Consider the following 9971-nt stretch of genomic DNA (forward strand, 5'->3'; position numbering starts at 1 on the left):
CCTTGGGAGACAGCGAGGGAGCCTCAGATGCCCGATTTTTCGATGCCCGACCTCAGATTGCTTGGCGCGTTCGTCGCGCTACTGATCCTCGCGGCTGTCCTCAAGTCGCGCCGGTTCAAGGGCTGGCTGGGCGAGAAGGTCGTGGGCACCTATCTCAGACGGCATCTTGATGAAGCCGAGTATCACATCCTCGACGACCTTATCCTTCCCGCGCGCGATGGGACGACACAGATCGACCATGTGGTCCTTTCCCGCTTCGGCATTTTCGTGATCGAGACCAAGAACATGGCGGGCTGGATCTTCGGGGATGCGGATCAGGCAAGCTGGACGCAGGTCCTTCATCGCAAGAAATCGCGGTTCCAGAACCCGCTCCGCCAGAACTACGGGCATGTGAAGACGATCGAGGCGCATCTCGGTGTTCAGCCCGGACAGGTCCACAATGTCGTTATCTTCACGGGCGATGCGGTCGCAAAGACGAAGATGCCCGCAAACGTGCTTTGGACGACCCGCGCGCTCGGTCGGTTCATTCGCGCGCAGTCCGCCGAGGTCATTCCGGCCGATCAGGTCGACGCGATGCGCGACCGCCTGCTTGCGCTGCGCATCGAACCTGGGCGCAAATCCCGCGCCGCCCATGTCGAGATGGTCAAGGCGAAACAAGCGGCCAAGGGACAGGACGGCACCCGATGCCCGGCCTGTGGCGGTAACATGGTCCCTCGGACCTCCCGCAAGTCGGGCGAAGCCTTCCTCGGCTGCACGAGTTATCCGCGGTGCAAGGGCACCCGGCCATCCGGCGCCCTGCCGGGGCGACCGCGTGCGGAGCCTATCCTTTCCCGAACGCCCGCCACCCCGCCGCGTAGCGGCTGAGGCCTGTCACCGCGCAGGCCGCGGCGAAGACCAGCGCGAGGACCGGGAAGGCCGCGGGGAAGACACAGAACAGCGCGAAGACCGCGATGGTCTCGGCCCCCTCAGTGAGACCGCCGAGGTAGTAGATGCCCTTCATCGGGTAGGCCTCGGCGGTCTGGCCGCGTTTCGCGGCGACCACGGCGAAGGCCAGGAAAGACGTGCCAGACAGCACGAAGCTGCAGATCAGCACCGCGCCCGGCAGCGCATTGGCCGCGGGGTCGGCCAGCACGAAGCCCAGCGGAAAGGCTGCGTAGAAGACGAAATCGAGCGCGATGTCGAGGAACGCGCCCCGGTCCGTCGGCCCGGTCACCCGCGCCACCGCGCCGTCCAGCCCGTCGGCCAGCCGGTTCAGCACCAGCCCCAGCAGCGCCAGCCAGAACAGCCCCAGCGCCGCCGCCCCCGCCGCCGCCAGCCCCACGGCACAGCCCGCCAGCGTCAGCTGGTCGGCACGGATGCCGCGCGCGGCAAGCCACTGGCCCGGCGGGGCCAGCAGGCGGCGTTGCAGCGGCAGAAGGGCGGCGTCGATCATGGCGCAGCTTTGGCCGCAGCGCGGCAGGCGGTCAATCGCGGTCGGATCACCTTGCCGTCACCCCTCGATCTCGGCGATCAGCCCCGGCAGCGCGCCGAGGTCCGGCAGCTCGTGGAAGCGGTCATGCCCCTCAGGGGCCTCGGCATGTTCCAGCTCCCAGGTCAGGCCATGGGGCACGAAGACGCCGAAGGCCCCGGCCTCGAGCGCGGGGCGCACGTCGGATTTCATCGAGTTGCCCACCATCATCGCGCGATCCGGCCCGTCGCCGTGGCGGGCAAAGGCCCGCTCGTAGGTGGCGCGGGTCTTGTCCGAGACGATCTCGACCGCGTGAAACATCTCGCCCAGTCCCGATTGCGCCAGCTTGCGCTCCTGGTCGAGCAGGTCGCCCTTGGTGATCAGCACCAGCCGGTGCGACGACGCCAGCCGCTCCACGACGTCCCCCGCATGGGGCAAAAGCTCGATCGGATGCGACAGCATCTCCTGCCCGGCGGACAGGATCTCGCCGATCACGGTGGCGGGGACGCGCCCCTCGGTCACCTCGATCGCGGTCTCGATCATCGAGAGCATGAAGCCCTTGATGCCGTAGCCGTAATGCCCGAGGTTCCGCCGCTCGGCCTCCAGCAGGCGCGCGTGCAGCTGCCCGGCCTCGGCGTGGTCGGCCAGAAGCTCGGCAAAGCGGGCCTGTGTGAGGCGAAAGAACGCCTCGTTCTGCCACAGCGTGTCATCGGCATCGAAGCCGATGGTGGTCAGGCGGGAAACCATCGGGGGAAAGCCCCTCTTTTCTGAATCGTCATCTGGCTTATATAGTGCGCCTCAATGCAGGCCACCCGTGGCCCCAAGCGGAATGGAGACGCAATGCAGACCGACCGCTGGCGGATGATGGCAGACACGCCCGACGGAGAGGGCGACACGACCGTCGTCACCAAGACGAAACCCAAGACGCAGCGCCCGCCGATGTACAAGGTGCTGCTGCTCAACGACGACTACACGCCGATGGAATTCGTCGTGCATGTCCTCGAGCGGTTCTTCGGCATCTCGCACAGCCAGGCGGTCGAGATCATGCTGACCGTCCACAAGAAGGGCGTTGCCGTGGTCGGCGTCTTCTCCTACGAGATCGCCGAGACCAAGGTGGCGCAGGTGATGGATTTCGCCCGGCGCAACCAGCACCCGCTGCAATGCACGATGGAGAAAGAGGACTGAGCGCCATGTCGCACCCCCGCGGAGACCGATCACGCGTTTCCGCGACATGCGACCGGGGCGGTCCTCAGGCCCGAAGATGACCCCTGACCGTTGGACCCTTGCGCTGGAGGCGGGCGAGCTTTCCCTGCCCGACGGCCCCTGCCTCGTGCTGCGCGCCCGCGGCGACGGCGATTTCGCCGCGCTGGGCGCGGTCCATTGCGTGCAGGGCTTCGCGCCCGACCATGACCTTCTGGCGGCGCGCGGGCTTACCGTGACGCCCGATCTGCCGGAGGGCGAAGGTTTCGCCGCGGCGCTGGTGCAGATCGTCAAGGCCAAGGCGGGCACGCTGGGCTCCATCGCCGAGGCGCTGGGCGCGCTGCGCCCCGGCGGCGTGCTGCTGGTGGACGGCCAGAAGGAGGAGGGGATCGACTCGATCCTCAAGGCGCTGAAGGGCGTCTTCGAGATCGGCGGCACCTACTCCAAGGCGCATGGCAAGCTTGTCTGGCTCACCCGGCCCGAGACCCTGCCCGAGGCGGTGATTGACTGGATGCCGGAGCCGGTCGAGACCGAAGAGGGGTACGTGACCGTCCCCGGCGGGTTCTCCGCCGATGGGCCGGACCGCGGGTCCGAGTTGCTGGTGGCGCTTCTGCCCGAGCTGACCGGCCGCGTGGCCGACCTCGGCGCAGGCTGGGGCTACATCGCGGGCGAGGTTCTGGCCGAGCAGGCGGGCATCAAGACCCTCGACCTGATCGAGGCCGACCACGCCATGCTGCAGGCCGCCGCCGCCAATATCGACGACGACCGCGCGCGGTTCCACTGGGCCGACGTGACCCGCTTTCAGCCCGAAACCTCCTATGACGCGATCCTCGCCAACCCGCCGTTTCACACCGGGCGCAAGGCCGATCCGTCGCTGGGCCGCGCCTTCATCGCGGCGGCGGCGCGGATGCTGTCCCCGCGGGGGCGGTTTTTCATGGTGGCGAACCGCCATCTGCCCTATGAAGATGCCCTGAAGGCCGCCTTTGGAACCGGGCGGCTTCTTGGAGAGCTCGAAGGCTACAAGATCTACGAGGCGGCAAAGCCCAAACGCTGAGCGCCTGTCATCAGGGACCGATCCGGGACATGACACTTTCCATCCAGGGCAAGACCGCCATCGTGACGGGGGCCGCCAATGGCGTCGGCCTCGCCATCGCGCGGCATTTCGTGGACCGCGGCGCCAAGGTGATGTTCGCCGACCGCGACAAGGCGCGGCTGGCCGATGAATGCGGCGAGATCGCCGAGGATGACCAGGGGCAGGTGCAGTATTTCGCGGGCGACCTGCGCGAGAAGCTGACCATCGAGAACCTTGTCTCGGCCACGGTAGACGCCTTCGACGGCATCGACATCCTGGTGAACGCAAGCCGCCAGGTGCTGACGACCGATCCGCTGGACCCCGCCGACACCTCGGTCGAGACGCTGCTGGAACAGAACATGTTCACGGCGCTGCGCCTCAGCCAGGCGGTCGCCAAGCGCATGATCGCCCGCGCCGAGGAAGACGGGCGGTCGAGCGACGGGGCCATCGGCTCCATCGTCAACGTCTCCTCCATCGCCGCGCGGCGCACCCATCCCGAGCTGATGGCCTATTCGATCAGCGCCGCGGCGCTGGACCAGGCCACCCGCAGCCTCGCCGTGGCGCTCGCGCCGCATCGCATAAGGGTCAACGGGGTCGCCTTCGGCTCGCTGATGTCGGCAAGCCTCAAGACCTCGCTCAACGAGACCTCGGGCCTGCGCGAGGAGATCCGGGATTGCACGCCGATGGGCCGCATCGGCTCGGCCCGCGAGGTCACGGGCGCGGTGCAGTTCCTCGCCTCCGAAGGGGCGGGCTTCATCACCGGCGAGGTGATCACCGTGGACGGCGGCCGGACGCTTCTGGACAACGTGACGGTCGCGGCCCACTGAGGGGCGCGCGCATCGCCGGTCATCCTCCGCGGATCGGCGTCATGGCAAGGTCGAAGGTGGCGCGCACCTGCACGCTGTCCTCGCCGGCGGCGCGTTGCTGGAGGGCCAGCCCCACCTGTTCCACCAGGTAGCGCCCCACCGTTTCGGCCGGAAGGTCTCCGGCCCAGTCGCCTGCTGCGCGGCGTTCGTTCAGCCACGCGACGAACCCCGCCACCGCGCCAGCGTCCAGCGCCGCGACAAGGTCCCGCGTGTCCGGCCCGAGGCGGTGCTTGCCCGCGCGCATCTTGAAGAACACGCAGCCCGTTTCCATCCTCGCATCCTCGGTCGCAAACCGGGCCACCGCTTCCAGGGTGTCGCGCAGCGGGGCGTCGCGCGACAGGATGTCCCGCAGCTCCGACAGGACCTCAGCGGCATAGCGCGCGAGGACCGCGCGCATCAGCCCGTCCTCGCTGCCGAACGCGCGGTAGAGGGCTGGCTTCGACACGCCCGCCAGCCCGCAGATCGCGTTGATCGACACGTCGGCCGGGTCCGCGCGCCAATAGGCGCGCATGGCGATCTCCAGCGTGGTGTCGATGTCGAGGGTGCGGGGCCGTCCACGGCCCTGTCTGGATGTCTCGTCCATATTTACGTACCGTATGGTATTTTATTGTTGACCCAATGTCTGCGCGAACGTACCAATCGGTACGTTAATAATCAAGCAAAGCCCCGACTGTGGGGGGCAAGGAGTGCATATCATGAAAAAGGCCCTGATTTCCGTCGCGCTTGCGGCGACCACCATCGCCGGACCGGTGGCGGCCGAGGACATCGACACGGTCCGCGCCTTCTACAGCGACATCCTGACCGCACCCGCCGAGACGACCGCGGCGCGCTACTACGAGCTGTTCTCGCCCGAGGTCGTGTCGATCCCCACCCCGCCGGGCGGGCCGGGTGCGCAGGGGATGCTCGACACCGTCGCTTTCCTTGGGCAGGTCGTCCCGGACCTGAGCTGGGTGCCGGACGAGATCATCCCGCTTGACGACGGGCGCTTCGTGGTGCGCGGCACGGCGACGGGCACGCCCATCGGGCCGTTCTTCGGGGTTGACCCGGCCACGGGGCGCAGTTTCGAGATCATGTCGATCGACATCGTGACGGTCGAAGCAGGCCTGATCTCGCATGTCTACCACCTCGAAGACTGGGTCGGTGCCATCGCGCAACTGACCTCGGGCCAGTGAACAGCCTGCGCCCCATGAAAAAACCCCGGCCCAACCGGACCGGGGTTCCCTGAACGCGAAAGGCGCACTGCCGCCTCAGCGGCGGTCGTCCTCGTCATCCTCGTCGTCGTCATCGCCACCGGCGGGCAGGTTGAACAGGCTCTCGGCGTCGTATTCGCGCGCGGGCTTGTCCTCATCCTCGTCCGAACGGCCGAGCGAGAAGGTCTCCAGCCCCGAGATCGCCGTCGGCATCCGCGGCTCCGGGTCCATCCCGAGGCTCTGCTCGGTCGAGACCAGCCGCATCCGCTCGTCATCGGTCATCACCTCGCCGTCGCGCGCCTTCTTGGCGTTCGCCTTCTGCACGGCGGCGTCCAGCTCCGACTGTTTGCACAGGCCGAGCGCCACCGGGTCGATGGGCTGGATGTTGTTGATGTTCCAATGCGTTCGCTCGCGGATCGTCTGGATCGTCGGCTTGGTGGTGCCCACCAGCTTGGAAATCTGGCCGTCCGACAGCTCGGGGTGGAACTTGACCAGCCACAGGATCGAGGCCGGGCGATCCTGCCGCTTGGACAGCGGCGTGTAGCGCGGGCCGCGGCGCTTTTCCTCGCCCACGGCGGCGGCGTTGAACTTCAGCTTCAGCGTATAGGCCGGATTGGCCTCGCCGCGGTCGATCTCGTCCTGCGTCAGCTGGTTGTTGACGATGGGGTCGAACCCCTTGACGCCCTGCGCCACGTCGCCATCGGCGATGCCCTGAACCTCGAGCTCGTGCAGGCCGCAGAAATCCCCGATCTGCTTGAAGCTGAGCGTGGTGTTGTCCACCAGCCAGACGGCGGTGGCCTTGGCCATGATCGGTTTGTTCATCGTGATACGTCCTTCACAAATGCCTTCTCCCCTGCCGGGCGGGCCGGCGGCGGAGGGTCCTCCGCCATTCCTCGATTTCGGGGAAGTCGCCATGTATATAGGCGCGAGCGGCACAAGAGGGAAGAGGAAATGAAGCGTCTGGTGTTGGTGCTGGTCTGGCTGGCGGGGGCTGCATGGGCCGAGGGCGAGCGGGCCGGAGACTTCGATTACTACGTGCTCGCGCTCAGCTGGACGCCCAGCTGGTGCGCGCTGGAGGGCGACGCGCGCGGCTCGGCGCAATGCGATCCGGGGCAGGGTTACGGGTTCACGCTCCACGGCCTCTGGCCGCAATATGACGAGGGCTGGCCGAGTTTCTGCCCCACGGCAGAGCGCCCGCCTTCGCGCGCCATGACCGGGGCGATGACGGATATCATGGGCTCGTCGGGGCTGGCGTGGCACCAGTGGCGCAAGCACGGCACCTGCACGGGGCTGTCGGCCGAGGCGTATTTCCGCCTGTCGCGGCTTGCCTACGAGAGCATCACCCGGCCCGAGCTTCTGCGCCGCCTCGACCGCGAGGTGCGCCTGCCCGCCGAGGTGATCGAGGAGGCGTTTCTCGAGGAAAACCCCGCATTCACCGACCCGATGATGACGGTCACCTGCCGCGCGGGCCGCGTGCAGGAGGTGCGCCTGTGCCTCACGCGGGAGCTGGAGCCGCGCAGCTGCGGACGCGACGTCGAGCGGGACTGCAGCTTGCGTGATGCGATCTTTCCGCCGATGCGCTAGCGCCTGCTACGCGCCCTCCCAGCGGCGCAGCATCCAGTACCACTGGTCGGGGTTGGCACGGATGCGCGCCGACAGGCTGTCGTTGAAGGCGCGGGTCATCGTGACGGGGTCGCCACGCGGGATCGGCGCCTCGAAAACCACGTCGAAGGAATGGCGGTCCCCGGCGCGGATGCCATAGGCCGGGATCATCGGCAGGTCGTATTTCAGCGCCAGTTCCGCCGCCGACAGCGAGGTCATCGCGTCATGCCCGAGGAACGGCAGGGGCACCCCCGCCGGTGCCTTCTCGTCCAGCAGGATCGAGACGATCCCGCCTCCGCGCAGGTGACGGACCAGCGCCATCGTCCCGCGCCGCCCGGTGGCGAAGATCGGCAGGCCCGCGGCCTCGATCCCGGCGCGCAGGCGACGCTCGTAGTGGCGGTTCTTGTTCGGGCGGTAGACCGCGCCGCTTTCCATGCCGTGCATCTTGATGACGGCGCGCACGGCCTCCCACTGGCCGAAATGGCCCGAGACGATGATCGCGCCGCGCCCCGCGGCCTGTGCCGCCTTGAGCACGCCGAGGCCCGGCCCCGAGACGTGAAAGCGGTGGTGGCGGGTCTGGAACTCGGCGTCGTGGTAGATCTCGAACAGGGTCTGGCCCATCTGGCGGCCCATCTCGCGGCCCAGCCTTACCCGCGCGGCGCGCGGCATCTGCGGAAAGACCCGCCGCGCTTCGCGGTCGAACCGGGTCTGCGCGGGCGGAAACCAGCGCATCACCGCCTCGAGCGCCGCGCCGAGCCCTTCGGACCGATCCTCGAAACTGCGCCCGCGCGACGCGGTCAGCGCCGACCAGAGCGGCAGGTAACGGGCATGGTGGAGGACGGAGCGGAAATGCGCTTGGAGCATGGCACTGTATGGGCGGGTTTGCCGTCACCGCCAATCGAAAACGGACGGAGCGCGCAGGCCGGGGGTGCGACCCGACGTCCGCACGCCCCCGGCGGCGACAAGCTCACCGGTTCGCACCCGCCCTTGCGGGCCGGGGCTCCGCCCTTCCGGGTGCCGAAGGCTCCATTGGAGCCTTCGCCGGTGACTGCGTCACCGGTTCGCGCCCGGAACCCAGAGGACATCATCCTTGCCGTCGTTGTTGGCGATGCGGCCCGCGACGAAGAACCAGTCCGACAACCGGTTGAGGTATTTCACCCCCTCCGCGTTGATCGACTCGACCGTGCCCAGTTCCACGCTCATCCGCTCGGCCCGGCGCGCCACCGTGCGGCAGACATGCAGATGCGCCGACAGCGCCGAGCCGCCCGGCAGGATGAAACTGCGCAACGGCTCGAGCCGCGCGTTCATCGCGTCGATCTCGGCCTCCAGCCGCGCCACCTGTTCGGGGATGATGCGCAGCGCGGGATACTCCCGCTCGGCGTCCTTCTCCATGTTGGGCGTACACAGGTCCGCGCCCAGGTCGAACAGGTCGTTCTGGATCGCCTTGAGCTGCTCGGCCATCTGCCCCTCGGCATGCAGCCGCGCCACGCCCAGCGCGGCGTTCAGCTCGTCCACCGTGCCATAGGCCACCACGCGGGCCGAATGCTTGGCCACCCGGCTGCCGTCGCCCAGCGCCGTCTCGCCCGCATCGCCGGTGCGCGTGTAGATCTTGTTCAGGACAACCATTCCCTCACCCTCCCGATTGGCCGCGGACGAAGACGAAGACCATGATCAGCACCACCGCGCCGAACTGCGCGATCAGGCGCCACCACATGTACTTGTTCGACTCTTTCGCCGCCTGTGCCGTCCCCTTGCGGAACGAGTTGATGCCCATCAACAGGATGGCCAGCACCGCAAGGCAGGCCAGGAGGGCGATGATCAGGAGAGGGTCTTGCACTGTGTCGTTTCCTTACGTCCGTCCGAAGCCCGGAGCCTAGCGCGCCCGCGCCAAAAGGCTAGAGCCGGTCGATGATCCGATCCTGCAGCGCGCCGGGCAACACCCGCGTCAGCACCGCCGCCACGTAGGCGGGCGTGGTGATGTAGTAGCGCCGCTGCGGGCGGGGGTGTTCCAGCGCATGCACCAGCTTCTTCACCACCGCCTCCGGCCCCAGCTCGAACAGGTCGCGCCCCGCCTCGCGGCGGGCGGTCCATTTCGTCCGGTAGAACCCGGCATGCCGTGACGCGCCGAGGTCGATCCACCGGTCGAACTGCGCCATCGAGCGGTCGCGGAAGCCCGATGTCACCGGCCCGGTGTTCAGGATCGAGACATGGATGCCCGTGCCCCGCAACTCCACGCGCATCGTGTTCGTCAGCCCCTCCAGCGCGTGTTTCGTCGCCACGTAGGCCGCCCGCCATTTCAGCGCCGTGAACCCCACGACCGAGGAATGCTGCACGATCCGGCCCCCGCCGGTCTCGCGCATGTGGCGGATGGCGTGGCAGGTCAGCTCGTGAACCCCGAAGAGGTTCGAGGAAAACACCTCCTCCAGCGCGCCGCGGGGCAGGTCCTCGGCCGCGCCGGGCATCCCGTGGCCCGCGTTGTTGAACAGCGCGTTCACCCGCCCGCCCGCCAGCGCGACGGCCTCGGCCCAGCCCCGCGCGATGCTGGCGCTGTCGTGGTGGTCGATGCGGGTGGCCGCGAACCCCTCGGCCTGCAG

Annotated in this window: 14 protein-coding genes; 6 read left to right on the forward strand and 8 right to left on the reverse strand. The window is 68.2% G+C overall.

The genetic code is table 11. The annotated features are described in order from the left end of the window. The first annotated feature begins 42 nt into the window (after positions 1-42). Entirely contained in the window at positions 43-864 is an 822-nt protein-coding gene (locus tag QQK83_RS13020) for a nuclease-related domain-containing protein (RefSeq protein ID WP_284264910.1), read from the forward strand. Here the strand turns inward: QQK83_RS13020 and QQK83_RS13025 are convergent. Both QQK83_RS13025 and QQK83_RS13030 read right to left on the reverse strand, forming a co-directional pair. Beyond that, a complete protein-coding gene (locus QQK83_RS13025; protein ID WP_284264891.1) occupies positions 821-1432 on the reverse strand; it encodes a CDP-alcohol phosphatidyltransferase family protein in 612 nt (203 codons plus the stop codon). The two genes, QQK83_RS13020 and QQK83_RS13025, sit on opposite strands and share 44 nt — an antisense overlap. A gap of 57 nt (positions 1433-1489) precedes the next feature. Further along, positions 1490-2194: an HAD family hydrolase gene (locus QQK83_RS13030; protein WP_284264893.1), complete on the reverse strand. Its 705-nt coding sequence runs from the start codon at positions 2192-2194 to the stop codon at positions 1490-1492. Between the two features lie 93 nt (positions 2195-2287). Here QQK83_RS13030 and clpS point away from each other — a divergent pair, with 93 nt between their 5' ends. The 3 genes from clpS to QQK83_RS13045 all read left to right on the forward strand — a co-directional run bounded on the left by clpS (position 2288) and on the right by QQK83_RS13045 (position 4546). After that, positions 2288-2632: an ATP-dependent Clp protease adapter ClpS gene (clpS, locus tag QQK83_RS13035; protein WP_417750353.1), complete on the forward strand. Its 345-nt coding sequence runs from the start codon at positions 2288-2290 to the stop codon at positions 2630-2632. Positions 2633-2708: 76 nt separating this feature from the next. Continuing rightward, positions 2709-3701, forward strand: a complete 993-nt coding sequence (locus tag QQK83_RS13040; protein ID WP_284264895.1) for a class I SAM-dependent methyltransferase — start codon at positions 2709-2711, stop codon at positions 3699-3701. A gap of 29 nt (positions 3702-3730) precedes the next feature. Continuing rightward, entirely contained in the window at positions 3731-4546 is an 816-nt protein-coding gene (locus QQK83_RS13045) for an SDR family NAD(P)-dependent oxidoreductase (protein WP_284264898.1), read from the forward strand. Between the two features lie 19 nt (positions 4547-4565). Here QQK83_RS13045 and QQK83_RS13050 read toward each other — a convergent pair whose 3' ends face one another. After that, positions 4566-5168, reverse strand: coding sequence for a TetR/AcrR family transcriptional regulator (locus tag QQK83_RS13050; protein WP_284264899.1), 603 nt, complete (start codon positions 5166-5168; stop codon positions 4566-4568). A gap of 112 nt (positions 5169-5280) precedes the next feature. Here QQK83_RS13050 and QQK83_RS13055 point away from each other — a divergent pair, with 112 nt between their 5' ends. Then, positions 5281-5757, forward strand: a complete 477-nt coding sequence (locus QQK83_RS13055) for an ester cyclase (protein ID WP_284264901.1) — start codon at positions 5281-5283, stop codon at positions 5755-5757. Positions 5758-5832: 75 nt separating this feature from the next. On the opposite strand, the gene QQK83_RS13060 is transcribed toward QQK83_RS13055, so the two are convergent. Further along, positions 5833-6597, reverse strand: a complete 765-nt coding sequence (locus QQK83_RS13060) for a DUF1013 domain-containing protein (protein WP_284264902.1) — start codon at positions 6595-6597, stop codon at positions 5833-5835. A gap of 129 nt (positions 6598-6726) precedes the next feature. Here QQK83_RS13060 and QQK83_RS13065 point away from each other — a divergent pair, with 129 nt between their 5' ends. After that, entirely contained in the window at positions 6727-7359 is a 633-nt protein-coding gene (locus tag QQK83_RS13065; RefSeq protein WP_284264903.1) for a ribonuclease T2, read from the forward strand. Positions 7360-7365: 6 nt separating this feature from the next. Here the strand turns inward: QQK83_RS13065 and QQK83_RS13070 are convergent, their stop codons facing one another. From QQK83_RS13070 to QQK83_RS13085, 4 genes are all read right to left on the reverse strand, one after another. Beyond that, positions 7366-8241 carry a lysophospholipid acyltransferase family protein gene (locus tag QQK83_RS13070; RefSeq protein ID WP_284264904.1) on the reverse strand — a complete coding sequence of 292 codons (876 nt, stop codon included), beginning with the start codon at positions 8239-8241 and terminating at the stop codon, positions 7366-7368. Between the two features lie 189 nt (positions 8242-8430). Then, on the reverse strand, positions 8431-9003 hold the full coding sequence (locus tag QQK83_RS13075) for a cob(I)yrinic acid a,c-diamide adenosyltransferase (RefSeq protein ID WP_284264905.1): 573 nt from the start codon (positions 9001-9003) through the stop codon (positions 8431-8433). A gap of 4 nt (positions 9004-9007) precedes the next feature. After that, positions 9008-9214, reverse strand: coding sequence for an HIG1 domain-containing protein (locus QQK83_RS13080; protein WP_284264906.1), 207 nt, complete (start codon positions 9212-9214; stop codon positions 9008-9010). A gap of 58 nt (positions 9215-9272) precedes the next feature. Next, the coding region (locus tag QQK83_RS13085) for an SDR family NAD(P)-dependent oxidoreductase (protein ID WP_284264908.1) at positions 9273-9971 on the reverse strand (699 nt) is incomplete at its 5' end.

Origin of the sequence: Roseicyclus amphidinii (assembly GCF_030163755.1) — a bacterium.
Taxonomy (GTDB): domain Bacteria; phylum Pseudomonadota; class Alphaproteobacteria; order Rhodobacterales; family Rhodobacteraceae; genus Roseicyclus; species Roseicyclus amphidinii.

Coding starts and splice junctions, on each gene's coding strand:
- QQK83_RS13020 (WP_284264910.1), top strand. CDS start 43: ATGCCCGACCTCAGATTGCTTGGCGCGTTCGTCGCGCTACTGATCCTC.
- QQK83_RS13025 (WP_284264891.1), bottom strand. CDS start 1,432: ATGATCGACGCCGCCCTTCTGCCGCTGCAACGCCGCCTGCTGGCCCCG.
- QQK83_RS13030 (WP_284264893.1), bottom strand. CDS start 2,194: ATGGTTTCCCGCCTGACCACCATCGGCTTCGATGCCGATGACACGCTG.
- clpS (WP_417750353.1), top strand. CDS start 2,288: ATGCAGACCGACCGCTGGCGGATGATGGCAGACACGCCCGACGGAGAG.
- QQK83_RS13040 (WP_284264895.1), top strand. CDS start 2,709: ATGACCCCTGACCGTTGGACCCTTGCGCTGGAGGCGGGCGAGCTTTCC.
- QQK83_RS13045 (WP_284264898.1), top strand. CDS start 3,731: ATGACACTTTCCATCCAGGGCAAGACCGCCATCGTGACGGGGGCCGCC.
- QQK83_RS13050 (WP_284264899.1), bottom strand. CDS start 5,168: ATGGACGAGACATCCAGACAGGGCCGTGGACGGCCCCGCACCCTCGAC.
- QQK83_RS13055 (WP_284264901.1), top strand. CDS start 5,281: ATGAAAAAGGCCCTGATTTCCGTCGCGCTTGCGGCGACCACCATCGCC.
- QQK83_RS13060 (WP_284264902.1), bottom strand. CDS start 6,597: ATGAACAAACCGATCATGGCCAAGGCCACCGCCGTCTGGCTGGTGGAC.
- QQK83_RS13065 (WP_284264903.1), top strand. CDS start 6,727: ATGAAGCGTCTGGTGTTGGTGCTGGTCTGGCTGGCGGGGGCTGCATGG.
- QQK83_RS13070 (WP_284264904.1), bottom strand. CDS start 8,241: ATGCTCCAAGCGCATTTCCGCTCCGTCCTCCACCATGCCCGTTACCTG.
- QQK83_RS13075 (WP_284264905.1), bottom strand. CDS start 9,003: ATGGTTGTCCTGAACAAGATCTACACGCGCACCGGCGATGCGGGCGAG.